General features: G+C 69.7%; 22 protein-coding genes. 7 read left to right on the plus strand and 15 right to left on the minus strand.

Annotated features, from left to right (window positions below; all coding sequences use genetic code 11):
* Window positions 1–109: 109 nt before the first annotated feature.
* Window positions 110–1,282, plus strand: coding sequence for an AI-2E family transporter (locus tag WA675_RS24860; protein ID WP_336087617.1), 1,173 nt, complete (start codon window positions 110–112; stop codon window positions 1,280–1,282).
* Between the two features lie 4 nt (window positions 1,283–1,286).
* The gene (locus tag WA675_RS24865; protein ID WP_336087618.1) at window positions 1,287–2,024 is read left to right on the plus strand and encodes a ZIP family metal transporter; all 738 of its coding nucleotides are present in this window, start codon (window positions 1,287–1,289) and stop codon (window positions 2,022–2,024) included.
* 49 nt (window positions 2,025–2,073) lie between these two features.
* Here WA675_RS24865 and metE read toward each other — a convergent pair whose 3' ends face one another.
* The 3 genes from metE to aceA form a co-directional block, all read right to left on the minus strand.
* Entirely contained in the window at window positions 2,074–4,395 is a 2,322-nt protein-coding gene (gene metE / locus WA675_RS24870; RefSeq protein WP_336087619.1) for a 5-methyltetrahydropteroyltriglutamate--homocysteine S-methyltransferase, read from the minus strand.
* 420 nt (window positions 4,396–4,815) lie between these two features.
* The gene (locus WA675_RS24875) at window positions 4,816–5,676 is read right to left on the minus strand and encodes a 3-hydroxybutyryl-CoA dehydrogenase (protein WP_336087620.1); all 861 of its coding nucleotides are present in this window, start codon (window positions 5,674–5,676) and stop codon (window positions 4,816–4,818) included.
* A 252-nt stretch (window positions 5,677–5,928) separates the two neighbouring features.
* Entirely contained in the window at window positions 5,929–7,218 is a 1,290-nt protein-coding gene (aceA, locus tag WA675_RS24880) for an isocitrate lyase (protein WP_336087621.1), read from the minus strand.
* Between the two features lie 469 nt (window positions 7,219–7,687).
* Here aceA and WA675_RS24885 point away from each other — a divergent pair, with 469 nt between their 5' ends.
* Together WA675_RS24885 and WA675_RS24890 are read left to right on the plus strand one after the other, a co-directional pair.
* A complete protein-coding gene (locus WA675_RS24885) occupies window positions 7,688–8,827 on the plus strand; it encodes an alpha/beta hydrolase (RefSeq protein ID WP_336087622.1) in 1,140 nt (379 codons plus the stop codon).
* A 27-nt stretch (window positions 8,828–8,854) separates the two neighbouring features.
* Window positions 8,855–9,142, plus strand: coding sequence for a hypothetical protein (locus tag WA675_RS24890; protein WP_336087623.1), 288 nt, complete (start codon window positions 8,855–8,857; stop codon window positions 9,140–9,142).
* On the opposite strand, the gene puuE is transcribed toward WA675_RS24890, so the two are convergent.
* The 9 genes from puuE to uraD all read right to left on the minus strand — a co-directional run bounded on the left by puuE (window position 9,143) and on the right by uraD (window position 19,207).
* On the minus strand, window positions 9,143–10,051 hold the full coding sequence (gene puuE, locus WA675_RS24895) for an allantoinase PuuE (RefSeq protein ID WP_336087624.1): 909 nt from the start codon (window positions 10,049–10,051) through the stop codon (window positions 9,143–9,145).
* Window positions 10,048–11,022: an allantoicase gene (gene alc / locus WA675_RS24900; RefSeq protein ID WP_336087625.1), complete on the minus strand. Its 975-nt coding sequence runs from the start codon at window positions 11,020–11,022 to the stop codon at window positions 10,048–10,050. The genes puuE and alc overlap by 4 nt, the downstream gene beginning before the upstream one ends.
* Before the next feature lie 101 nt (window positions 11,023–11,123).
* Window positions 11,124–12,353 (minus strand): DUF6986 family protein, encoded by a 1,230-nt coding sequence (locus WA675_RS24905; protein WP_336087626.1) that lies wholly within the window; start codon window positions 12,351–12,353, stop codon window positions 11,124–11,126.
* A complete protein-coding gene (locus WA675_RS24910; RefSeq protein WP_336087627.1) occupies window positions 12,350–15,160 on the minus strand; it encodes a molybdopterin-dependent oxidoreductase in 2,811 nt (936 codons plus the stop codon). Before WA675_RS24910 ends, WA675_RS24905 begins: the two co-directional genes overlap by 4 nt.
* A complete protein-coding gene (locus WA675_RS24915; RefSeq protein ID WP_336087629.1) occupies window positions 15,157–16,002 on the minus strand; it encodes an FAD binding domain-containing protein in 846 nt (281 codons plus the stop codon). Before WA675_RS24915 ends, WA675_RS24910 begins: the two co-directional genes overlap by 4 nt.
* A gap of 147 nt (window positions 16,003–16,149) precedes the next feature.
* On the minus strand, window positions 16,150–17,508 hold the full coding sequence (locus WA675_RS24920) for an 8-oxoguanine deaminase (protein ID WP_336087630.1): 1,359 nt from the start codon (window positions 17,506–17,508) through the stop codon (window positions 16,150–16,152).
* Window positions 17,505–18,398, minus strand: a complete 894-nt coding sequence (gene pucL, locus WA675_RS24925) for a factor-independent urate hydroxylase (protein ID WP_336087632.1) — start codon at window positions 18,396–18,398, stop codon at window positions 17,505–17,507. The genes WA675_RS24920 and pucL overlap by 4 nt, the downstream gene beginning before the upstream one ends.
* 3 nt (window positions 18,399–18,401) lie before the next feature.
* On the minus strand, window positions 18,402–18,719 hold the full coding sequence (gene uraH / locus WA675_RS24930; RefSeq protein WP_336087634.1) for a hydroxyisourate hydrolase: 318 nt from the start codon (window positions 18,717–18,719) through the stop codon (window positions 18,402–18,404).
* Window positions 18,716–19,207, minus strand: a complete 492-nt coding sequence (gene uraD, locus WA675_RS24935) for a 2-oxo-4-hydroxy-4-carboxy-5-ureidoimidazoline decarboxylase (protein ID WP_336087635.1) — start codon at window positions 19,205–19,207, stop codon at window positions 18,716–18,718. The genes uraH and uraD overlap by 4 nt, the downstream gene beginning before the upstream one ends.
* A gap of 125 nt (window positions 19,208–19,332) precedes the next feature.
* Between uraD and WA675_RS24940 the strand changes: the two genes are divergently transcribed.
* The 3 genes from WA675_RS24940 to WA675_RS24950 all read left to right on the plus strand — a co-directional run bounded on the left by WA675_RS24940 (window position 19,333) and on the right by WA675_RS24950 (window position 22,158).
* The gene (locus WA675_RS24940; protein WP_336087637.1) at window positions 19,333–19,920 is read left to right on the plus strand and encodes a nucleotidyltransferase family protein; all 588 of its coding nucleotides are present in this window, start codon (window positions 19,333–19,335) and stop codon (window positions 19,918–19,920) included.
* Between the two features lie 14 nt (window positions 19,921–19,934).
* A complete protein-coding gene (locus WA675_RS24945) occupies window positions 19,935–20,951 on the plus strand; it encodes an XdhC family protein (RefSeq protein ID WP_336087638.1) in 1,017 nt (338 codons plus the stop codon).
* A gap of 181 nt (window positions 20,952–21,132) precedes the next feature.
* Window positions 21,133–22,158 (plus strand): alpha/beta hydrolase, encoded by a 1,026-nt coding sequence (locus WA675_RS24950; RefSeq protein ID WP_336087639.1) that lies wholly within the window; start codon window positions 21,133–21,135, stop codon window positions 22,156–22,158.
* A gap of 56 nt (window positions 22,159–22,214) precedes the next feature.
* Here the strand turns inward: WA675_RS24950 and WA675_RS24955 are convergent, their stop codons facing one another.
* The 3 genes from WA675_RS24955 to WA675_RS24965 all read right to left on the minus strand — a co-directional run bounded on the left by WA675_RS24955 (window position 22,215) and on the right by WA675_RS24965 (window position 23,630).
* Window positions 22,215–22,817 (minus strand): TetR/AcrR family transcriptional regulator, encoded by a 603-nt coding sequence (locus tag WA675_RS24955; protein WP_336087640.1) that lies wholly within the window; start codon window positions 22,815–22,817, stop codon window positions 22,215–22,217.
* Between the two features lie 158 nt (window positions 22,818–22,975).
* Window positions 22,976–23,332, minus strand: a complete 357-nt coding sequence (locus WA675_RS24960; RefSeq protein WP_336087641.1) for a DUF3349 domain-containing protein — start codon at window positions 23,330–23,332, stop codon at window positions 22,976–22,978.
* A gap of 16 nt (window positions 23,333–23,348) precedes the next feature.
* Entirely contained in the window at window positions 23,349–23,630 is a 282-nt protein-coding gene (locus WA675_RS24965; protein ID WP_336087642.1) for a hypothetical protein, read from the minus strand.
* Between the last annotated feature and the right edge of the window lie 9 nt (window positions 23,631–23,639).

The raw sequence follows: 23,639 nt of genomic DNA on the forward strand, positions 1-23,639 counted from the left end.
TGGTATTGCGGTCATGGCGGACCTCAGGTTTGCCGTGTGCGTCGGTGCTCGGCCGTGCCATCGTGCGCGCCGTGAGGTCTTCGCTGGCTCGTCTCGGTACCGTGACCGAGTGGCTGCCGACGAATCGACTTCTGGCCCCGCGGCACCGGCGGCGGACGCGCTGCCCCCCAGCTGGTCGGTCCCCCGACCGCCGCGCTGGTTGCCGCGCGCACTGCTGTACGCGGTGCTCGCGGTGGCCGGGCTGATCGCGGCGTTCTGGATCCTGGGCAAACTGCAGGGGCTGCTGACCGTGCTCATGGTCTCGCTGTTCCTGGCCTTCGCGATCGAACCCGCGGTGAATTGGCTTGCCGCGCGCGGGGTCCGGCGCGGGGCCGGGACCGGCGCGGTCTTCGTGCTGTTGCTCGTGGTGATCGTGGCCTTCGTCTGGACGCTGGGCGCGCTGCTGGTCAACCAGGTGACCATGCTGGTGCAGAACGCGCCGGAGTACGTGCAGGACATCGTCGACTGGATCAATGCCACCTTCAACCAGGATCTCTCCGGCGACGATCTGACCAACTACGCCTCGGAGTGGAGTTCCACGATCGAGAAGTATCTGGTCGGGATCGCCGGAAACGTCTGGGGCATCGGCACGGTCGCGATCGGCGCGCTGTTCCAGCTGCTCGGCGTGCTGCTGTTCACCTTCTACTTCGCCGCCGACGGACCCCGCTTCCGCACCTGGGTGTGCTCGCTGCTGCCGCCCCGCCAGCAGAAGCACGTGCTGCGCGCCTGGGATATCGCGGTCGACAAGACCGGCGGCTACATCTACTCCCGCGCGCTGCTGGCCCTGTGCTCGGCGGTCGCCCACTACCTCGCGCTGCGGATCTTCGACGTGCCTTCGGCTTTCGCGCTGGCGCTGTGGGTGGGTGTGGTCTCCCAGTTCATCCCGACCGTCGGTACCTACCTGGCCGGTGCGCTGCCGGTGCTGGTCGCCTTGGTGCACAACCCGATCACCGCGGTGTGGATCCTGCTGTTCATCATCGCCTACCAGCAGTTCGAGAACTACGTCCTGCAACCGAGAATCACCGCGACCACCTTGGATATGCATCCGGCGGTCGCCTTCGGCGCGGTGATCGCCGGTGCCGCCCTACTCGGGCCCACCGGCGCGCTGCTGGCCATCCCGGTCACCGCCACCCTGCAGGGCTTCGCGGGCGCGTACGTGCGGCGCTACGAGGTCACCGAGGCACCCCCGGTCCGGAAGAAGAAGCGCAAGACACCGCCACCCACCGACACGGCGGACGAGTAACCCCATGGCCATCCTGCTCGGGCTGGTCTCGATGCTGTCGACCCTGTTCGGCGGTTTCGTCGCCATCCGCATCGGCGACCGCAAACACCTGGTGCTCGGCCTGGCCGCGGGCGTGATGCTCGGCCTGGTCGCCTTCGACCTGATCCCCGAGGCCCTCGAACAATCCACCGGCGAACTGGGCGGCGTACCGGTGGTACTCATCGCCGCCGTGGTCGGCTTCCTCAGCCTGCACATTCTCGAACGCGCCGTCGCCATCCATCGCGGCCACGAGGACGAATTCGGTGCGCACCACCACGGATTCGAGTCGGTCGGCCTGCTCGCCGCGGCGGGCCTGATCTTCCACAGCACCCTCGACGGTTTCGGTATCGGCATCGGCTACCAGGCCGGGGCCACCGTGGGCCTGTCGGTCGCCATCGCCGTCATCTGCCACGATTTCGCCGACGGCTTCAACACCTTCACCATCCCCACCCTCTACGGCAGCGCCCGCCGCCGCGCCCTCACCCTGCTCGGCCTGGACGCCATCGCCCCCGTCGTCGGCGCGATCCTGGGCACCCTCATCCCCGTCCCCGACCAGTTCATCGGCCTCTACCTCGGCTATTTCGCAGGCTTCCTGCTCTACCTGGCCACCTCCGATATCCTCCCCGAGGCCCACGCCCACCACCCCTCCCGCCTCACCCTCTTCCTCACCGTGCTCGGCGTCGTCGCCATGTTCGCCGTCGCCGCCTTCAGCCACACCCACTGACACGAAAGGGACGCACCGAACCCGGTGCGTCCCTTCGTGATCGGCGAATCTACTCCGCGGCGGCCTCGGCCTCGGCGGCCAGCGCCCGGCGACGCACCCGCCGCGCGGCCGCGACCATATTGCGCAGCGACGGCTCCAGCTGCCAGTAGTGCCTCGTCTTCAACCCACCGTCCGGGTTGGCCCAGAGACGTTGCGGCGTCACCGCTTTCGCGGCCTGGGTGAGCAGCTCGTCCAGCTCGTCGATATCCGGGATGCGCGCGGACCGGCTCTCGTAGACACCGGGACCCACACCGTGGCTGAGGCCGTGACCGGTGGCCAGGTCCTCGGTGAGGGCCTGCATGACCCACTCGATCGAGCGGGTCGCCACGATCGCGGTGACGTCGGCGTCGAGCTGTTCGATGGCGTCGACCACCTCGGTGCGCCCGGAATAGCCGATGTGGGTGTGGATCTGGGTGTCGGCGCGCACGCCGGAGGTGGCCAGCTTGAACGCGCCGACCGCCCAGCGCAGGTACTCCTCGCGGCCCTGCGGACGCGCGGGCAGCAGCTCGCGGATGGCGGGCTCGTCGACCTGGATGATGGCGATGCCCGCCCGCTCCAGATCCACCACCTCGTCGCGCACGGCCAGCGCCACCTGGTCGGCGGTCTCGTAGAGCGGCTGGTCCTGGCGCACGAACGAGCGCGCCAGCATGGTGACCGGCCCGGTGACCATGCCCTTGACCGGCTTGTCGGTCAGCGACTGCGCGTAGGTGGTCCAGTCCACCGACATCGGCGCGGGCCGCGCGACATCGCCGTAGATGATCGGCGGGCGCACACAGCGCGAGCCGTACACCTGCACCCAGCCGAAGCGGGTGGTGGCGAAGCCGTCGAGCTGCTCGGCGAAGTACTGGATCATGTCGTTGCGCTCGTGCTCACCGTGCACGAACACATCCAGGCCGATGTCCTCCTGCAGGCGGATGGTCGCCTCGATCTCGGCCTCGACCTGCTTGCGGTAGTCCTGCTCGGACAGCCGCCCCGAGGCCACCTCGTGCCGGGCCTGGCGCAGCTTGCCGCTCTGCGGGAACGAGCCCAGCGTGGTGGCCGGGACCACCGGCAGGTTCAGCCGCTCCTGCTGGGCGGCTCGGCGCACCGCGTAGGGCTCGCGTTCGCGCATCTGCGGCGTGATCGCGTACACCCGCTGGCGCACCGCGTGCTTCTGCTTGAAGTGCACCTCGGTGGGCCGCTTGCGCCACTTCTCCGATGGCCCCTCGGTGAGCGCCTTGGCCAGCGAGACCACCTCGCCCACCTTCTGCTTGGCGAAGGCGAGCCGGTCGGCCACATTGCCCTCGATGTCGTACTCGGCGAGCACGTCGTAGGGCACGTGCAGCAGCGTGGTGCCGGTGGACACCACCAGATCCGGGCAGACCTCGGCGATCGAGTTCAGGTAGTTCAGCGTCACGTAACGATCCGCGCGCCAGACATTGGTGCCACTGATGACACCCGCGTAGATCCGCTTGCGCTTGATCCCGGGGATCGCGGCCAGCTCCTCCGGCGTCATCCGGTAGGCGGCCAGATCCAGCCCGATCGCCTCGACATTGCTGGCGGCCAGAATGCGCAGCGCCTCCCCGAAGTCGCCGTACTGGCCGGTGACCAGGATGCGCGGGCGCAGCGGCGCCTTGGCCAGCCGCTGGTAGGCGCGCTCGAAGGCGGCCAGCTCGGCGGGCGAACGCTCACCGGTGAAGCACGGCTCGTCGAGCTGCACACAGGTCGACCCGCGCTTGGCGAGCAGCTCGAACAGCTCCTCGTAGAACGGCAGCAGCTTGTCCAGCAGGCTCAGCGTGTCGAACTCGGCCTCGCCGGGCACATGCCCCGCCTTCGACAGCAGCAGCAGCGACACCGGGCCCAGCACCACCGGGCGCAGCTCGATCCCGCGCGCGATCGCCCGGTCCCACTCGTCGAGCAGCGCCTCGGGGTGCAGCGAGAAGGTGGTGTCGGCGTCCAGCTCGGGCTGGCGGTAGTGGTAGTTGGTGCCGAAGAAACGCACCAGCTCCAGCGGCGGCAGATCCGGATTGCCGCGCGCCATCAGGAAGTAGAAGTCCAGGGGGTGCATACCCTCCCGGTGCTGCTCGAAGCGCGAGGGCACCGCGCCGAAGAGCAGCGCGTTGTCGAGGATGTGGTCGTAGAAGGAGAAGGTGTTGCCCGGCACCTGGGTCAGCCCGGTCGCGGCCAGCTCATCGAACTGCCGTTCCTGGATGTCGCGGCCGACCGCGAGCAGTTCCTCGCGCTCGAGCGATCCGCGCCAGTACTCCTCGAGGGCGCGCTTGAGCTCGCGGTGCGGACCGATCCTCGGGTATCCGAGAACGCTCGACCCGAATCCATCGGTGACGTTGACCATGAACGGGACATCCCTTCCATCACCTGCCAGCGACCCACCGATGCCAGGGGCCCACTGAGCAACACTGCGCTCGCGATATTTCGGCCGGTCACTTCACGGACCGGCAACATGCAGCTTATGCGCTGACGCCGAAGAACCGCCACGACCGCACCCCGGCAGCCACACCACACCCACTAGGTCCGCCATGACCGCACTACCAGCCCCGCACCCGCGACCCCGAGGAGCGGCGGCCGCGCAGCGGCCGGTCGCGGCCGGGTCGCCGGTCAGGCGCCGTTTCGTAGGCGACGAAGGAGCAAGAAACGGTGCCTGACCGGCGGCCCTTAGGGGCCGCGACTCGAGCGCGCCAGCGCTCCAATAAACACAGCGTGCACTACCTGGGCGGTAACCTACGGGCCCCCTCCGACCCAGACGGACAACCCGCTAGTACTGGTAGAAACCGGCACCCGTCTTCTTGCCCAGCAGACCCGCCTCCACCATTCGCATCAGCAACGGCGGCGCCGAGTACAGCGGCTCCTTGAACTCGGCGTACATCGAGTCCGCGATCGACTTCACGGTGTCCAGGCCGACGAGGTCGGTCAGCGCCAGCGGGCCCATCGGGTGGGCACAGCCGAGCACCATGGCCTTGTCGACGTCTTCCTTGGTGGCGAAGCCCGACTCGACCATCCGGATGGCCGAGAGCAGGTACGGCACCAGCAGCGCGTTGACCACGAAGCCGGAGCGGTCGGCCGAACGCACGACCTGCTTGCCCAGGATGTCGGCGGCGAACGCCTCGGCGCGCTTGGCGACCGGCTCGCTGGTCTTGAGCGTGGTGACCAGCTCGACCAGCGGCAGCACCGGCACCGGGTTGAAGAAGTGCAGGCCGACCACGCGCTCGGGGTTCGCCGTGGCGACCGCGATCTTCATGATCGGGATGGAGGAGGTGTTGGAGGCGAGCACGGCGTCGGGGTCGGTGACCACCTTGTCCAGCTCGGCGAAGATGGCCGTCTTGACCTCTTCGTTCTCGACAACGGCCTCGACCACCAGCTGCCGGTCGGCGAAATCGCCCAGGTCGGAGGTGAAGCGCAGCCGCCAGGCCGCCTGCTCCCGCTCGCGCTCGGTGATCTTGCCGCTGCTCACGCCACGGTCCAGCGAGCGCAGGATCCGCGCGCGGCCCGCCGCGGCGAGTTCACGACTGGTCTCGTAGACGAGGACGTCGACGTGCGCCCGTGCGCACACTTCCGCGATGCCCGCGCCCATTTGTCCGGCGCCGATGATTCCGACGCGCTGAATCTTCTCGCTCACGTCCCGCTCCTGTACTTTTGGCGGCTGGCGCCGCGGGTCTCGGCCCTGTAACCCCACCTCTTCCCTCCCTACGGGCACTCCTTCGTCGCACCCTTCGGTCAGTCCAGAGGTGGGGGCGGGCCGAGACCGTTGGGGGTCTGCGGCCCAGAGTATAGGGATGCCCTCCCACGCCGGGGCTGTTCGGCGTGGGAGGGCGTACACCCCTACCGGAGTAGAGGATTGGTGTTGCTACTCAAAGCAACCCCGAGGGGATCAGTGGAACTGGCCCTCTTCGGTGGAGCCCTTCAGGGCGGCCGTCGAGGTGTTGGGGTCGACGGTGGTGGCGATGGTGTCGAAGTAACCGGCACCGACCTCACGCTGGTGCTTGATGGCGGTGAAGCCACGCTCGGCGGCGGCCTTGAACTCGCGCTCCTGCAGGTCGACGAACGCGGTCATGCCCTCGCGAGCGTAGCCGTGCGCCAGGTCGAACATGCCGTAGTTCAGCGAGTGGAAGCCAGCCAGGGTGATGAACTGGAACTTGAAGCCCATGGCACCCAGCTCACGCTGGAACTTCGCGATGGTCGCGTCGTCCAGGTGCGCCTTCCAGTTGAACGAAGGCGAGCAGTTGTAGGCCAGCAGCTGGTCCGGGAACTCGCTGCGGACGGCCTCGGCGAACTTGCGCGCGACCTCGAGGTCCGGCACACCGGTCTCCATCCAGATGAGGTCGGAGTACGGGGCGTAGGCCTTGGCACGCGCGATGCAGGGCTCGATGCCGTTCTTCACACCGAAGAAGCCCTCGGCGGTACGGGTGCCGTCCAGGAACTCACGGTCGCGCTCGTCCACGTCGGTGGTGAGCAGGGTGGCGGCCTCGGCGTCGGTGCGGGCGATGATCACCGACGGCACACCGGCGACGTCAGCGGCCAGACGCGCGGAGGTCAGGGTGCGGATGTGCTGCTGGGTCGGGATCAGCACCTTGCCACCGAGGTGGCCGCACTTCTTCTCCGAGGCCAGCTGGTCCTCCCAGTGAACACCGGCGGCACCAGCGGCGATCATCGCCTTCTGCAGCTCGTAGGCGTTCAGCGCGCCACCGAAGCCGGCCTCGGCGTCGGCCACGATCGGGGCCAGCCAGTTCTTGACGGAGTCGTCGCCCTCGACCTTGGAGATCTCGTCGGCGCGCAGCAGCGCGTTGTTGATGCGACGGACCACCGACGGGACCGAGTTCGCCGGGTACAGCGACTGGTCGGGGTAGGTGTGGCCGGACAGGTTGGCGTCACCGGCGACCTGCCAGCCCGACAGGTAGATGGCCTTCAGACCGGCGCGGACCTGCTGCACGGCCTGGTTGCCGGTGAGGGCACCGAGGGAGTTGATGTAGTCCTCGTTGTTGACGAGGTCCCAGAGGATCTCGGCACCACGACGGGCGAGGGTGTGCTCCTCGACGACGTTGCCCTGCAGGGCGACGACCTGCTCGGCGGTGTAGTTGCGGGTGATGCCCTTCCAACGGGGGTTGGTGTCCCAGTCGTTCTGGATCTCCGCAGCGGTCTTCGGGGTGCCGACAGTCGACATCTCTGACTCCACTTCCTCGGTGTGGTCGGTGCTCCGGCAGCGCGTCCCGGTGAATCAACCGGCGGCGGAAGGCTTTCGGTTGCACGGGTCGTACTGCTGTCGCAATTTGCAGGCTTGCTAGGGCTACCTAGGGCCTGAGGGGTGTACTTCCACACGATGGCACACCGAGAAATAGCCGTCTACCTGTTGCTTATGTGAATCTCAGCTAGGTTTGCCGTCGCGTTTGCTAACTTTGCGAAATTTGCAGGCTGATTGCAAGCATCGAGGCTACCGACGGGTAGTGCTGACCTGGAGTTTTAGCATAACGCTCGTACTGTTAGCGATCTTCCGCCGGGCGGCCATCGACACGCCCAAGCCTCGCACCCTGTGAGCTGATTCACACACCACGCCGGGCATCAGGGCTGTGCGTGTCGTCACTGGATCGCCGGTTCGGGCAAGATCGTGCTGCCGGTACGAGGGAATGAGGATCATGCGCAAGTCGGGAATCGTGGCGTTGACAGCACTGGCGGCGCTGAGCGTGCTGCCCCAGACGACGGCGGGCGCGCAGCCAGGTCCCGGGGCGGGCGGCGTCGTCGGCACCGAGACGCTCACCGCCGCGGCGACGCTGCCCGGCTCGGTCGCGGGCGAGCGCCTGCTGTACCGCTCCACCACCGCGGGCGATGCCCCGGTCACCACCAGCGCGGCGGTCTACTTCCCGCCCGGTCCCGCGCCCGAGGGCGGCTGGCCGGTCATCGCGTGGGCGCACGGCACCGTCGGCCTCGGCGACGACTGCGCCTACAGCGTGGCAGGCCCGGCGGCGGTCGAGCGCGACTGGGCCTACCTGGGCACCTGGCTGGCGCAGGGCTACGCGATCGTGGCCGCCGACTACGCGGGCCTCGGCGGCCCCGGCGAGCACCCGTACCTCAACGGCGTGGTCGAGGCCCACAATGTCGTCGACGCCGTGCGCGCGGCCACCACCCACTACCCCACCCTGTCGAACCGCTGGGCCGTGGTCGGCCAGTCCCAGGGCGGCGGCGCGGCGGTGTTCACGGCCCGCTACGCCACCGAGTTCGGCGGCCCCGAGCTCGACTACCGCGGCGCGGTCGGCACCGGCGTGCCCGCCTACATCGAGGACATCGTCCAGCTCGTCGGCCCCGGTATGCCCCCGATCGCGCTGAGCTCGCACCTGAGCGCCTACGTCCTCTACATCCTCAACGGCCTGCGCACCACCTACCCCGACCTCGGCATCGACGCCCTGCTCACCGACGCGGGCCGCGGCTGGGTGGACCGCGCGCAGACCGCCTGCATCGGTCCTCTCGGCGACGAGCTCGCCGCCGCGAAGCCCGCTCTCGGTGACTTCTTCGCCCGCCCCCTCTCGAGCATCCCCGACATCCACGGCGTGCTGGCCCGCTACCTGGGCCTGCCCGAATCCGGCTTCGACCGTCCGCTGTTCCTCGGCCAGGGCCTGCGCGACACCGATGTGGTCACCCCGGAGACCCTGCGCTACGCCGCGGTCCTCCAGGCCAACCGCCAGCCGGTCACCGTGCGCGTCTACCCCACCGACCACAGCGAGACCGTCAACGCCTCACTGCCCGATTCGCTGCCCTTCGTCCGCGACCTGTTCAGCTGAGCGCGGCGGGTGCGTAAGGTCGAGACAGTGAGAATCGTTCGCTCCGTTGCCCTTGCCTCGTTCGCGCTGCTGCTGACCCCTGCCTTCGCGCAGGCTGATCCGCCCCCGATCTTCACCCAGGAAGAGCAGTGCGACACCACCCGCGCGCTGGTCGACAATGTCCGCGCCACCAACCCCGACGCGACGCCGGAGGAGATCGCCGACGCGTTCGTGAACTACATGGACTCGATGGGCGCCTACAACCGCGTCCCGCAGGCCAAGGAGAACGACCGCCAGATCACCCTGAGCAATATCGAACGCTGCGGCCTGGCCTAGTCACCGCGCCTCGGCCGGGTGTGTCACGAGCCAGTGTTCGGCGATGTCGATCCGGCGGGTGATCCACACCTGGTCGTGGGCCTGCACGTGGTCGAGGAAGCGTTCCAGCGCGGCGGTCCGTGCCGGGCGGCCCGCCAGTCGGCAGTGCAGGCCGACCGAGAGCATCTTGGGATGTCCTTCCGCGCCTTCGCGATACAGCACGTCGAAGGCATCACGCAGGTGGGTGAAGAACTGCTCGCCGCTGGGGAATCCGGCCGGGGAGGCGTAGCGCATGTCGTTGGTGTCGAGGGTGTACGGCACCACCAGGTGCGACCGGCCCGCGACCTCGGTCCAGTACGGCAGGTCGTCGGCGTAGGAATCGGCGTCGTAGACGAATCCGCCGTGCTCGACGACGAGTTCGCGGGTGTTCGGCGAATCCCGGCCGGTGTACCAGCCTTTCGGCGCGGCGCCGGTGAGTTCGGTGAGAATCCGGACCGCCTCGGCCAGCTCGGCCCGCTCGGTCTCCCGATCGACCAGCTGATACGAGGTCCAGCGCAGTCCGTGGCAGGCGATCTCGTGCCCGAGTTCCCGAAACGCCGCCACCGCTTCGGGATTGCGCCGCATCGCCCGGGCGACCGCGAACACGGTGAGCGGCAGCCCGCGCCGTTCGAAGACCCGCAGCACCCGCCACAGCCCGGCCCGCGACCCGTATTCGTAGAGCGATTCCATGCTCATGTGCCGGTTGGGGAACGCCTCGGCGGGGGTGATCTCGGACAGGAACGTCTCCGAGTGCGGTGACCCGTCGAGAACGTTGTTCTCCCCGCCCTCTTCGTAATTCAGCACGAACTGCACCGCGAGGCGCGCGTCGCCGGGCCAGTGCGGGTCGGGCGGGGTCGGGCCGTAGCCGACGAAATCGCGCACCGCGCTCATCCGCCCAGCTCCCCGTAGAGCCGCAGCCGGGCCAGCCCGCCGTCGGGGTAGATGTCGAGGCGGACCTCCTCGACGGAGGCGGCGGCGGGGGCCAGCGGGAACCGGTGCCGGGTGTCGGGCAGCAATTCGGTGCGCGGTAGCAGCTCGACTTCGGTTCCGTCGGTGGTGAATCCGGTGAGCGAAGCGGCAGCGGGGCTGTTACCGAGGAAGCACGAAGTGTCGATCTCGGCCAGCCGGATCGCGCCCGGTCCCGCCAATCGGATGCGCACCCAGTCGTTGCCATCGTCACGTCGGCGCGCTGTTTCCCAGCCCTCGCCCATCACCCGCGCGAGACCGGGGTAGAGCAGCTGGTTGGGTGAGCTGTAGAAGCGGTTCGAGCAGTCCAGTACCAGGGCGCCGTTCTCGAGCGCGGCCAGGTCGAACGGGCCGAGCCCGAGCAGCTCGGGGTCCGGCCTGCCCTCGCCGTGCACCCGCAGGCGCGCGACGCCACCGTCGGGGTGCAGGGTGAGCTGCACGTGGGTCCAGCGGTTCTCGTTCCGGACGGGGAATGTATTGCGGCTGTCCCCACCGACTTTCACCCGCTCCAGCAGCGGTACCCAGTCCGTCCGGGCGGCGATCCCGGCGGCGGGCGGGTACCCGTCGACCACGAGCCCCGAGACCGAGACCTCGGGCGGATAGTTGCCCGTGAACCACGCGGTGTCCACCACGACACCCCGGATCACCCCGGGAATCCCGAGCCGGACGACGGCGGAGTCGTCGCCGGGCCTGCCCCGGTGCCGCTGGGTCTCCCACCCGTCGTAGACCTGCCCCCGGTGCCCGAAGGTCGAGGGCCGGTACTCGGCCGGGCCGGGGTTGATCAGGTTCTCCTTCTCCGCGAAGAACTCGTCGTTCGCCCAGATCACCGAGCCGCCGATGGCCCGCTCCGCGAGATCCGGCAGCAGGGTGAAATCCTCGTCATGGGTTGTGCGCACCGTGTCTCCTCCGCGTCGAGTGCCTACCACCTGGTCGAGCGCCGCCACCGCGGTACTGCCCTGTCCGGGGCGGGTCCGCCGGTCGCCAGTGCGTCATGACCTCACCGGCCCCGCGATGTGGCCGTCCGATGCACCAACCCGTCGAGCACGGCGAGTGTGAGTTCCGGTGCCCGGGCGGGTAATTCCTCCTCGGTGACCGCACCGCACCGCACCGCGCGCAGCACGGTGGCCGCCAGCGCCTCGGCCGTGGCCGGTTCGTCGACGATGCCCTCGCCGCGACGGTCCAGATATGCCCGCAGCCGGGGCACGGCCACGTCGGTGGCCGCGCGGAAGAAGTCGTAGGTGGCCAGCCAGCGGGTGATCAGGTGCCCGGGATGCATGTCCCAGCCCTGGTAGTAGCCCCGGCGCAGGGCGCGCGCCACCAGGCGGTGGTGCGTGCGCAGGGCAGCCTCGGTGTCCGCGCCGGGGACGATCTGGGTGGAGCCGTCGCAGATCCACACGCCGGTCTGCGCGGCAGCGACCTGCATGACGGTCTTGGCGTGGTCGGCGGCCGGATGGTCCAGGGCCTGGTCGGTGGCGGCGATCCCGCAGGCGGCGGTGTAGTCGTAGGTACCGAAATGCAGGGCGCTGCACCGTTTGTCGGCGAGTCTGATCATCCGGGCGATCGGCGCGGTGCCGTCCGGGGCGATGATCGCCTGCGGGCTCTCGATCTGGAGTTCGAAGCGCAGGGTGTGGTCGGGCAGGGCGTAGCCGCGCTCGAGTCCGGCGCACAGGTCGACCAGCGCCGAGACCTGTTCGGCCGCGCGGATCTTGGGCACTGTGAACACGAAGCCGGGCAGGACCCCGCCCGCGCCCTCGAGCACGAGCTCCAGCGTTCGCAGGGACCGGCGGCGCTCACCGCCCGCGAGTCCCTTGATCCGCACGCCGAAAGACGTGGGCGCGCTGGTCTTTCCGGCCCAGCTCGCGAGCGCCTCACCCGCGGCCGTGGCGGCGGCGTCCTCCACGTCGTCGGCGCGGAAGCCGTAGCCGTCCTCGAAGTCGATGCGCAGGTCCTGGATCGGCTGCTCGGCCAGCCTGCGCCGCACGGCGGGTAGCGCGCCGGTGGTATCGAGGTCGGTGAGGGTCGCGGTGTGCGCGTCGAGCAGGGTCAGCGCCTCGACGCCCCATTCGGCCGGGGTGGCGGTGCTCGCCCGGTCGGCGGCGACGTAGGCGGTGTGCACGGGCTGTACCTGCTCGCCCGCGCCCGGATAGCGGGCCCGCAGGTCGGCGTCGACGCTGTCGAGCACGGCGTCGACGCGGGCGCGGATGTGCTCGGGAAGATGGGTGCTCACCCGGCGGTTCCTTCCTGGATGCGGCGCCACACCCGGTCGGCGGTCATCGGCAGTCGGTACGGTCGCACGCCGGTGGCGTCGCGGACGGCGTTCGCCAGGGCGGGCGCGACCGGGTTGTAGGGGGACTCACTCATCGATTTGGCACCCAGCGGGCCGTGCTCGTCACTGGTTTCGGCGAAATACACCTCGGTGCGGGGCAGATCCGCGAACTGCGGAATGTGATAGTGCCGCAGCGTCCGGGTGGTGACGACGCCCCGCTCGACGCGCAGGTCCTCGTACAGCGCGGTGCCCAGCGCCTGCGCGATGCCGCCCTCCACCTGGCCGCGCAGCTGCACCGGGTTGACCACCGTGCCCGCGTCGGCCACCTGGATCGAGTGCAGAATCCGCACCAGCCCGGTGCCCGGCTGCACGGCCACACGGAAGGCGTGCACATTGAAGCTCACCGAGCGCGGGGTGCCCGCGTGGGTGCCGTGCGCGATCAGTTCGCCGTCGGCGAGCAGGTCGGCGGTGGTGACCAGCTCGGTACCGCAGCGCACGCCGTCGGCGCCGAGCACGCAGTCCCGCTCCGGATGCCCGGTCACCTTGGCGGCCCTGGCCAGCAGCATGGCGTGCAGTTCCAGCGCCGCCGCGTAGCTGGCCTTGCCCGCGACGACGGTGCCGGTGGAGCCGAAGGCGCCGGTGTCGTGGCCGACCAGGTCGGTGTCGGAGCGGCGGACGACGATACGTTCGGCGCTGGTGCTCAGGGCGGTGGCGGCCAGTTGGGCGTGCACGGTGGTGGTGCCGTTGCCGAATTCGGCGGTGCCGACGGCGATCTCGTAGTGGTCGTCGGCGCACAGGCGGGCGGTGGCGTCGGCGTGATGGCCGCGCGGGGGCACCGTCGCGATCATGGCCACGGCCATACCCTCGCCCACTTGCCATTCGGGTCCGGGAGCCCGCACGCCGTTGCCGCGGCGCAAGGCGCGCTGGGCGAGATCGAGGCACTGGTCGAGTCCGTAGCTGCCGAAAGTCAGGTCGCCCTCGTCGTTTTCGGCGCCGGTGAACCGGTCGCCCGGCACCACGACATTGCGACGGCGGAACTCGAACGGGTCGATGCCCAGTTCCCGGGCCAGCTCGTCGACGGCCGATTCGACACCGAAGATCACCTGGCCCAGGCCGTAGCCACGGAAGGCCCCCGACGGAATGTTGTTGGTGTACACCGCCTGTGCGTCGACCCGCTTGTTCGCGCAGCGATACACGGCGACGGATTCGCCGACCGAGTGGAACAGCACCCCGGCGCTGTGATTGCCGTAGGCGCCCGCGTCGGCGAGCACATCCACCGCGAGCGCGGTGAGCAGACCGTCCGCGTCGGCCGCGGCGGTCACCTCGACCCGCATCGGATGACGGCAGATCGCGGCGGTGAATTCCTCGGTGCGGGTGTACTCGTATTGCACCGGGTGCCCCGTCCGCAGCACGGCCAGCGCGATCAGATCCTCGACCAGCATCTCCTGCTTGGCCCCGAATCCCCCACCGACCCGGGTGGCGAACACCCGCACCCGATCCCGCGTCAGCCCGAACACATGGCACAGCTCGTCACGCACCAGGAACGGCACCTGCGTACTCGACCGCACCACCAGCCTGCCCGCGTCATCGAGCCACCCGATCCCGCCGTGCGTCTCCAGATGCACATGCTGCACCCGCGGCGAATGCCACACGCCCCGCACCACTTTCGCGGCCCGCGCCAGCCCGTCCCCGACATCGCCCACCCCACCGTGGATCTCGGCCACCAGATTCCGCCCCGGATCAGCGATCCGCGCAGCCTCGGACTTATCCCCATGCAACACCGGTGCCCCCACCGCCAGCGCCTCCTCCGGCGAGAACACAGCGGGCAGCTCCTCGTACTCCACCCGCAAGGCCCGCACCCCCGCCCGCGCCGCCTCCAGGGTCTCCCCCACCACCGCCGCCACCCGCTGCCCGACGAACCGCACCACCCGATCGAGCACAAAAGTGTCGTCCGGATCGTCCTCCCGCAATTCGTGCCGAGCCGTGGAAAACGCCACCCCCGGCGCATCGTCGGCGGTCAACACCACCCGCACCCCCGGCACCGCCCGAGCCCCCTCCACATCGATCCCCACCACCCGCGCATGCGCATACGGACTCCCCAACACCGCCACATGCCACGGCGCCACCCCGGGCGCGTCCTCCCCCACCCCCACATCCAGCGTGAACGCCTCCCCGCCCCGCACAATCCGCCCACCCCCAGGCGCCCCCACCCCATCCCCAACCCGACCATCGACGGCGGCCGCCGTGTCGTGGACAGGGGTGGGGTCGTCGGTTGTGCACAGTGCTGCACAGGGTGGGGACAGGGCGTCGGCGATGGCGCGGTAGCCGGTGCAGCGGCAGAGGTTGCCCTTGAGCAACTCGGCTTGCTCGGAGTCGATGACCGCGTGGGCGGTGGCGGGCGTGGGGAGTTCCGTCTGCCGGGCGGTGGCGAGACCGGTGGCGGTGACGACCATACCGGCTGTGCAGTACCCGCATTGGAAGCCCGCGTGCTCGACCATGCTGTGCTGCACCGGATTCAGGCTCTCGGCACTCAGCCCAGCGGCCGTGGTGACGTCGCGGTCGGCGGCACGATAGGCGGGTATCACGCAGGAGTGCACCGGTTCCCCGTCCAGCAGTACCGAGCACGCACCGCAATCGCCGGAGTCACAACCCTTCTTGACCGCGAACGTCCCCTGCTCCCGCAGCAGCGTCCGCAGACATTGCCCGGGCCGCGCGAACACCTCGACGGAACGGCCGTCGATCGTCAGCCGGAGGCGACCGGGGCTCACGACGACCTCCTGAGCTCCGCGGCCACCTCCCCGGCCAGCAGTCCGGTGACATGCCTGCGCCAGTCCGGCGCGCCGTGCGGATCGTCGAACCACAGCTCCGGCTCGATCTCCATCAGCGCCGCCTCGACATCGAATGCGGTGGGCACCGAGGCGAAGTCGAACACCATCGGCCGCACGGTGGCGGCGGTGACGGTGATCGCGCACCGCCCGCTCATCTCGCGCCTGCCCATCACCAGCGAACCCGAACGGCCCAGCGGTGCCAGCGCGATCTTGCGGAAGCTGGTGCGCGCCAACAGGCTCGACGTGGGAATCAGGAACGAGCGCACCACGGCACCGGTGGCGAGGATGTTCTCACCGGGCCCGGTGACGAAGTCCCGCAGGGTGATCCGGCGTTCCCCGCCGCCGCGTGGCCAGATCACGGCAGTCGCGTCCAGCGCCACCAGCGCGCCGAGCACCGCACCGGCGGGCAGCGACAGGCAGACATTCCCGCCGACGGTGGCCGTGCGCCAGATCTTGTGCGAGGCCAGCAGCGCCCGGCACGCCTGCGCGAACAGCGCGGTTCCGGGCCACTCCGGTCGCAGGGTGGGCGCGCCGAGTTCCCGGCCGGGCCTGGCACCGGCGAATTCGGCGAGGGTGCAGGTGGCGGCGATCTCGAGCCCGTCGGAACGTTCGAGCAGCGGCGGCCAGCCGAGGGTGGTGATGTCGACGAGCCGGTGCAGGTGCTCGTGCGGTTCGGAGAACAGGAAAGTGCCGCCCGCCAGCACGGCGCTGTCCGCGCCGACCTGGGCCAGGTCGGCGCGGTCGCGGGCGAGAACCACCTCCCGGACGGTATCCAGATCCACGTTCCACCTCGCTTACCTCACCGGCCACCGTAGGGGGCGGGAGTTGCCACGATGTTGCGTGAGGACCGCGTCGCGGTTAACCGGCGGACCTCGCCTCCAGTGTGCTCCGGATTTGCCGAAAGAGCAGTTCAGCGCGCCCGGGCAAGATCAACTTCCGAGCAGCGCGGCCTGCGCGGTGGCGACCTCGATGCCGACGCCCACCTCGTCCACCGTGGTGACCACGCCGTCACGCACCACCTCGCGCCCGTCGACCAGCGACACCGCCAGCGGCGGCGCCGCACCGAGCACCAGCGCCACCACCGGGTCCTCGATCCCGGCGTGCGCGGGCGTATCGAGCCGCCACAGCGCCAGATCGGCCAGCTTGCCCGGCTCGATCGAGCCGATCTCGGCCGTCCGGCCCAGCACCCGCGCCCCGCCCATGGTCGCCAGCTCCAGCGCCGCGCGCACCGACATCGCGTGCGGACCGCCGACGGCCCGCGCGTAGAGCAGGGCATTGCGCGGTTCCTCGATCATCGAACTCGACTCGTTGCTGGCCGCGCCGTCCACGCCCAGCCCCACCGGCACCCCGGCCGCCACCAGCTCGGCCGTGCGCGCGATGCCCGCGCCGAGCCTGCCGTTGGAGGTCGGGCAGTGCGCCACCCCGGTGCCGGTGCGCGCCATCTCGGCGATGGCCGCGTCGTCGAGGTGCACGCCGTGCGCGAACCAGACGTCGTCGCCGAGCCAGCCCAGCCGGGCCATGTACTCGGCCGGGGTGCAGCCGAAGTTCTCCCGGCAGAAGTCCAGCTCGTCGTCGGTTTCGGCGAGATGGGTGTGCAGGCGCACGCCGTGCGCGCGGGCCAGCGCGGCCGACTCGCGCATCAGCTCGGCGGTCACCGAGAACGGCGAGCAGGGCGCCAGCGCGATCCGCGTCATGGCGTCGAAAGCGGGGTCGTGCCACTGCTCGATGGCCGCGGCCGAGGCGGCGAGGATGTCGTCGAGCGATTCCACCACCTCGTCGGGCGGCAGCCCGCCCTGACCGCGCCCCAGATCCATCGAGCCGCGCGCCGGATGGAACCGCAACCCCACCTCGCGCGCCGCGGCGATCTCGGCCGCGAGCAGGTCACCGCCGCCCCGGGGGAACACGTAGTGGTGATCCGAGGTGGTGGTGCAGCCACTGCGCGCCAGCGACACCAGCGCCCCGCTGGCCGCCACCCGCACCGACTTCTCGTCGATGCGCGCCCACACCGGATACAGCGTGGTGAGCCATTCGAACAGGGTGTTGTCGGCGGCCACGCCCCGGGTGATCCACTGGTAGAGGTGGTGGTGGGTATTGACCAGCCCCGGCGTGAGCAGACACCCGCGCCCGTCGATGCGCCGGGTCTCCGGCCCGAAGGCGGGTGCCCGGCCCGGGCCCATCGCCTCGATCACGTTGCCGCGCACCGATACCCAGCCGTCGCGGTATTCGGTGCCCGCCGCGTCGACGGTCACCACCGCGCAGCCCTCGATGACCAGATCCGGCCCGCTCACCGCTCCCACGCCCGTCCGGCCTCGGGGGCGTCGGCCCGCGTCAGGGTGGCGTGGATCGCGCCGTAGGGCCGGTCGGCGGCCCAGAACACCTCGTCGGCGTTGAGCAGGCCGAACTGGGCCAGGTCGTAGCCGAAGTGGTGGTTGTTGGGTGCGGTCAGCCGGATCTCGGCCAGCACCGGGAAGCGTTCCAGCACAGCGTGTCCCATCGCGTGGAGGGTCTGTTGCACGGCTTTGGAATAGGTGGTGGCGAACAGTTCGAGCAGGGTGGCGCGGATGCCCTCGTAGGTGGCCTCCCAGTCGATGCCCTCGGTGGCGGCGAAGCGCCATCGCGCCACCAGCGAGGTGGCCAGCACCCGGTCGCGGGTGGGCGCCAGGGTGGTGTACTCGTCGACCAGGAACCCGGCGAACTCCGACCCGGTCGACTTGAGCAGCACCAGATCCTTGATCCCGCCGATCACCCACGCCCGCTCCCCGGTGACGGTCACCGCCGCCGTGCGCACCTCGGGCCCCTGCCGCACCCAGGTGTGGTCGTGCTCGACACCGTGCGCCGAAACCCGCTGCCACCCATAGGAATCAACATCGATCCGCGCACTGCGCACCGGCCCGATCGTCTCGACGAAATGCCGCCCGAGCGCGAGCGCGTAATCCTCGATGGTGTCCAACCCCGGTTTCTTCGCGAAGACGAACGCCGTGTTCTTCTGCGAATCGGTGGGCAGCACGTGCCGCTGATCGCCGTCGGTGTAGGCCGCCGCGAAATCCCCACGCAGCGTGGTGGACACGTTCACATCCCGGATCTCGTGACGTGTGGTCTCCTTGTGGAATCGCACGATCCGGTTCTCGGATTTTCCGTATCGGTTGTCGCTCAACACGATCGGTCCGCTCAATTCCATCGCTCAACTCCCTCGATAGGTGGAAAAGGCGTACGGCGACAACAGCAGCGGTACATGCAGATGCGCCTGCCCCGCCACCGTGAACGCGATACACACCTCCGGATAGAAGGTTTCGGTGCCCTGGGCGGCGAAATAGGCGCCGGTGTCGAAGAACAGGCGATAGTCGCCCGGATTCAGCCCGGCCGCCAGTTCCGCCACCCGCCCGTCGGTATCGGTGAGTGCCTCGGTGATCCGCAGCCCCGCGCGCTCGAGCCACACCGCGACCCCCACCGCGGGCACACCCCGCACGGCGTCGAGCACATGCGTGCTCAGCCCGGTCACGACCGCGCCACCAGCCGCGCCAGGCGCAGACGGTTGATCTTCGCCAATTCGGTGCGCATGACCTGCCTTTCGGTTGCCGGATCGTGGTCCAGGCGGGCGGTGAGCACCGCCAGCAGCTCGGCCCCGCCGCGGCCCGCGGCGCAGACCAGATAGCGGTGCCCGAACTTCCGCTCGTAGGCGCGATTGCCCGCCGCCAGCGCCGCGCGTTCGGCCTCGCCGACGCCCGCCTGCTCGCGGGCCGAGGCGGGGGAATCGGTGGGCCCGCCGATGCGCGGGTGCGCGGCCAGCGCCGCGTCGAGGTCGTCCGCGCCGAGCCCGGCCAGCGCGGCGTCGGCGGTGGCCAGCAGCGCGGCGACGGTGGGATAGGGCCTGGTCCCGGCCACCACGCGGGCCCAGGTCGGGGCGGCGCAACAGGCAAGCAATGCCTCTTCGGCGGCCGCCGGGGACAGCTCGTTGAAACCGGCGAGGCCGATACCTTCGCTCGTCATCGGTCCAGCATCACCCCATCGCGGGCCGCCCGCCACCGCTGCGGGGTCCGCATGTCGGCGTGTCGTCGCCGCTCCGCCGCGCGGCCGTAATCACCGGGCAACATTGCCTGGCTACCTTGGCCGCCATGCCCCCGATCGCGCCGCTGACCTGCACGGGCATCGTCCTCGCGGCCGGTGCCGGGCGCCGCTACGGCCAGCCCAAGGTGCTGGCCGAGAACGGCGCCTGGTTGCGCGGCGCGGTCGCCGCGCTGCGCGGGGGCGGATGCGATCCGGTCGTCGTCCTGCTCGGTGCCACCGGCCCCGATCCGGCGGCGGTCGAGCTCCCGCCGGGCACCGCCTGGCGCTGGGTCGAGGACTGGGCGAGCGGGCTCGGCGCGACGGTCCGCGCGGGCCTGCGCGCGGCCGCCGGGGCGGGGACCGAGTATGTGGCGTTCCTGCCCGTCGACATCCCCGATATCGACGCCCGCGTCGTCGCCCGGGTGCTCGGCGCGGCCCGCGCGAGCGAGAGCGGACTGGCACGTGCTGTGTTCCACAACACACCCGGCCATCCCGCTGTGATAAAGAACAAGCACTGGGAGGCCATTTCCGCTGTCGCCGTTGGCGATCGCGGGGGCGGTTCCTATTTGGGCACCCGACAGGATATGGTGTGCGTCACGTGCGACGACTTGGCGACAGGGACCGATCGCGATTTCCCGGAAGTCGGCGCACAGTGATCGGAGTTTGAGATATGCGCGATATCGTCGATGACCTTCTGCGAGTGTGGCATTCGGGCCGTACCGGTGGCCTGGCCACGGTGGTCCGCACCATCGGCACCAGCGCGCTGCCGATCGGTTCGGCGATGCTGGTCACTCCCAACGGCGGCGTCTTCGGATCCATCGCGTCCGGACGGCTCGAGGAGACCGTTTACGAGGCCGCCATGGAAGCCGCGCGCACCGGCATCCGGCAACTCCGCCGCTACAGCATGATCACCGGGATGGAATCGAGCTCCGACGACGGCACCCTGGTCGATATCTTCATCGAGCCGTTCTCCTGCCGCGATTTCCCGGAGTTCCCCACCATCGCCGCCGACATCCAGGCCCATCGCCGGGTCACCGTGTTCACCGTGGTGTGGAATCAGGACCCCGATGTCATCGGTCAGCATCTGGTCACCGACCGCAAGCACGCCACCGAACTGGTCGCGCTGCCCGAGTCGGATCTGTTCGTCGCCTCCTACTGCCCGCCGCCGCGGCTGCTGATCTTCGGCGCCAACGCCTACGCCGCCACCCTGGCCGCGCAGGCGCGGATGATCGGCTACCGGGTCAGCATCTGCGATTCGCGCCCCGAGTTCGCCGACCCGGCCTCCTTCCCCGGCGCCGAGGTGGTCGTCGACTGGCCGCACCGCTACCTCAACACCCTCGCCGCCGCCGGGGAGATCGACGCCAGCACCGGCATCGTGGTGCTGGCCAACGAGCCGCGCTTCGAGATCCCGCTGCTCACGGTGGCCCTGCGGCTGCCCGAGCTGGGCTATCTGGCCGCGCTGGGCTCCCCGGCCGACCAGGCCCGCCGCCTCGACGACCTGCGCGCGGGCGGCTTCGACGAGCCCACCCTGTCGCGCCTGCACGTGCCCGCGGGCCTGGAATCCGGCGCCCGCACGCCCGCCGAGACCGCGGTCTTCGTCACCGCCGATTTCCTGGCCTCGCGCGCCGGGCTGCGCCTGGCCGCCCAGCGTGATTACGGCTCCTCCGCCGTCGGCCTCGCGATCTGAGCCACTGACGGTGGCCCAGATCACCGTCGAATGTGAACCGGTAACGATTCGGTCCTGCCATAGGACATAGAGTGTCGAGAAGGACTGACAGCCCCGTGGCGGCGAGCGCATCGCCGTGCCCAGGGGGGAACCACTGCGACGACGGCGCCCACACGGCCCGTGGACTGGAACCGACTGTTCGATGAAGCTCTCCGCACTACGAAACGTGGCCGCCCTGCGTACCACCGCCGTGGCCCTGACCGCCGCGCTGTCGGTGGGCGTGCTCGCCGGTGGTGGCGCCGCCTCCGCCGAACCCGACAAGGCCTCGGCCGTGACCTCGGTGGTCAAGGACGGGCGCACCTGGCACCTGAAGGTGTACTCGGCGGCGATGAAGAAGGACATCACGGTCGACGTGCAGCGTCCGGCCGACGAGTCGACCCCGGCGCCGAACTTCTACATGTTCAGCGGTCTGGACGCCGGTGAGGGCTCGGCGAGCTGGCAGGCCCAGACCGACGCGCTCGGCTTCCTCGCCGACAAGCACGTCAACGTGGTGCTCCCGATCGGCGGTCGCGGCAGCTACTACACCGACTGGAAGCAGGAAGACCCGCGACTGGGCCTGAACAAGTGGAAGACCTTCTTCACCGAGGAGCTTCCCCCGCTGCTGGACTCCACCCTGAACTCGACCGGTAACAACGCGCTGGCTGGCCTGTCCACCTCCGGTACCTCGGTGCTGCAGCTGGCCGAGGCCAAGCCCGGCCTGTTCAAGTCGGTGGCCGCCTACTCCGGCTGCGCGCAGATCGCCGACCCGATGGGCAAGCAGGCCGTGAAGTTCTCGGTCGAGACCTGGGCGGGCGGCAAGGTCGCCAATATGTACGGCGCCGACGACGACCCGGCCTGGGTGGAGAACGACCCGGTCATCAATGCCGAGAAGCTGCGCGGCACCCTGCTCTACGTCTCCAGCGGTAGCGGCATGCCGACCAACGCCGACGTCGAGTACTACCTGCAGGGCGCGCCCGGCCCGATGGGCGTGATCAACCTGGGTCTGGGTGTGGGGATCGAGGCGGCGACCAACGCCTGCACCCACAACCTCAAGAACAAGCTGGATTCGCTGAACATCCCGGCGACCTACCAGTTCACCCCGATGGGCACCCACTACTGGCCCTACTGGGAGCAGGCGCTGCACGATTCGTGGCCGCTGCTCGCCGAGGGTATGGCCATCCCGGCGTAATCCGCGCCGAGAAAAGGGAGGCATCCGATTCGGATGCCTCCCTTTTTCGTGCGTGCTCAGCTCGCGGGCAGCACCGCCGAACGCACCGTCAATCCGGAGCGGATGAAGTAGGCGATCTCGTCGCAGATCTCGTCGACGGAAATGGCGTCACCGGGGACGGTGGCGTGCACCATCTCCTGGGCCAGGGAATTCACCGCGCCGATCACCGCGAGGCCGAACAGGTGCAGGCTGCGGGATTCGGCTTCGCCGCGTTCGGCGGCCCGTTCGGCCTCCCGGGTGAGCAGGCCGGAAATGGTGCGGCGCTGGGCACGGCGCCATTCCTCCACCGCCGGGCTCACCCCGACCACCTCGACATAGAACACCCGCGCCGCCCGCCGATCCCGGCAGGTCACCGCCAGGAACGCGCGGAAACTCTCCACCACCCGCACCACCAGCGGTTCCTCACTGGTGCGCTCTAGCGCCTCGTCGAGGCGGCGCAGCGCGGTGGTGTTGAGCCGGTCGACCAGGGCGATCAGCAGGGCTTCGCGGCTACCGATGTCTTCGTAGAAACTGCGGGTCGACACATTCGCCGTCGCGCACAGGCGCTCGATCGAGGTGGCCGAATATCCCTGGGTACCGAATAGTTCCAGGGCCGCGTCGGTCAACCGGCTGCGACGCAACGCGACTCGTTGCTGGCGCGACAATCCACCGTAACTACGACCACTATCGGTTTCATTCACACGCCGAACCACGCCTGAATGCTAGCGTGCGCCCGTCGCGCTGCCAGTCGATTCGCGAACAGTGGTATGCCATGAATTCCGCTGGCCCCGTGGAATTGTCACTCCGGGTCGGCGGCGGGTTCGCTGTCGTCGAGCGGTTCGGCCAGCGGCCAGCCACCGGCGGCCAGGTGCGAGGCGACCCGCGAGACGTCGTCGGGCGCGGGCTGCTGCTTGGCGAAATCGGCGATCGCGGCCTCGATCTCGGCCTCGCTGATGGATTCCCGATTCGGATTCGCCTCGACCAGTTTCTCGCCGATCACCACCACCTCGTAATCGGTGAGGTGCCGGTGCAGCACCGCGAACAGCGCGACATAGTCCGACTGCGGAATACCCTGCGGATACCCGGCGCGCAGCCAGCCCAGCACACGGGAGAGCAGATTGCCGCGAACCGCGGGGGACTCTGGTGTCTCGGTCATCGAATCTCTCCCTCACTCACGCTTCGCCGAAAAGATGGATGCCGAACTGATGGGCGATGAAGGCCTTCGCCGTGAACAGGATCCCGGCGATCACCACCACCACGATGAGGACCAGGCAGATCAGCGCCCCGGCCAGCGCGGGGTAATTGCGCCGCACTCGGCCCTCGGCGTCGACCGTCTCGGCCTGGGCCCACCAGCGCACGGCGAAGGCGAACACGGTCGGCACACCGGCCCCGAACACCACCGCGGCCAGTACCACTTCCCAGAGGGAACCCAGATTGGTGATCACAGTCTGCACAATCGTTTC

Source organism: Nocardia sp. SSK8 (genome assembly GCF_037034205.1).
Lineage (GTDB): Bacteria > Actinomycetota > Actinomycetes > Mycobacteriales > Mycobacteriaceae > Nocardia.

Excerpts from the sequence above, each read along its gene's own strand:
- WA675_RS24865 (WP_336087618.1), top strand. The coding sequence starts at position 1,287 with ATGGCCATCCTGCTCGGGCTGGTCTCGATGCTGTCGACCCTGTTCGGC.
- metE (WP_336087619.1), bottom strand. The coding sequence starts at position 4,395 with ATGGTCAACGTCACCGATGGATTCGGGTCGAGCGTTCTCGGATACCCG.
- aceA (WP_336087621.1), bottom strand. The coding sequence starts at position 7,218 with ATGTCGACTGTCGGCACCCCGAAGACCGCTGCGGAGATCCAGAACGAC.
- WA675_RS24885 (WP_336087622.1), top strand. The coding sequence starts at position 7,688 with ATGCGCAAGTCGGGAATCGTGGCGTTGACAGCACTGGCGGCGCTGAGC.
- puuE (WP_336087624.1), bottom strand. The coding sequence starts at position 10,051 with ATGAGCGCGGTGCGCGATTTCGTCGGCTACGGCCCGACCCCGCCCGAC.
- pucL (WP_336087632.1), bottom strand. The coding sequence starts at position 18,398 with ATGGAATTGAGCGGACCGATCGTGTTGAGCGACAACCGATACGGAAAA.
- uraD (WP_336087635.1), bottom strand. The coding sequence starts at position 19,207 with ATGACGAGCGAAGGTATCGGCCTCGCCGGTTTCAACGAGCTGTCCCCG.
- WA675_RS24940 (WP_336087637.1), top strand. The coding sequence starts at position 19,333 with ATGCCCCCGATCGCGCCGCTGACCTGCACGGGCATCGTCCTCGCGGCC.
- WA675_RS24945 (WP_336087638.1), top strand. The coding sequence starts at position 19,935 with ATGCGCGATATCGTCGATGACCTTCTGCGAGTGTGGCATTCGGGCCGT.
- WA675_RS24950 (WP_336087639.1), top strand. The coding sequence starts at position 21,133 with ATGAAGCTCTCCGCACTACGAAACGTGGCCGCCCTGCGTACCACCGCC.
- WA675_RS24960 (WP_336087641.1), bottom strand. The coding sequence starts at position 23,332 with ATGACCGAGACACCAGAGTCCCCCGCGGTTCGCGGCAATCTGCTCTCC.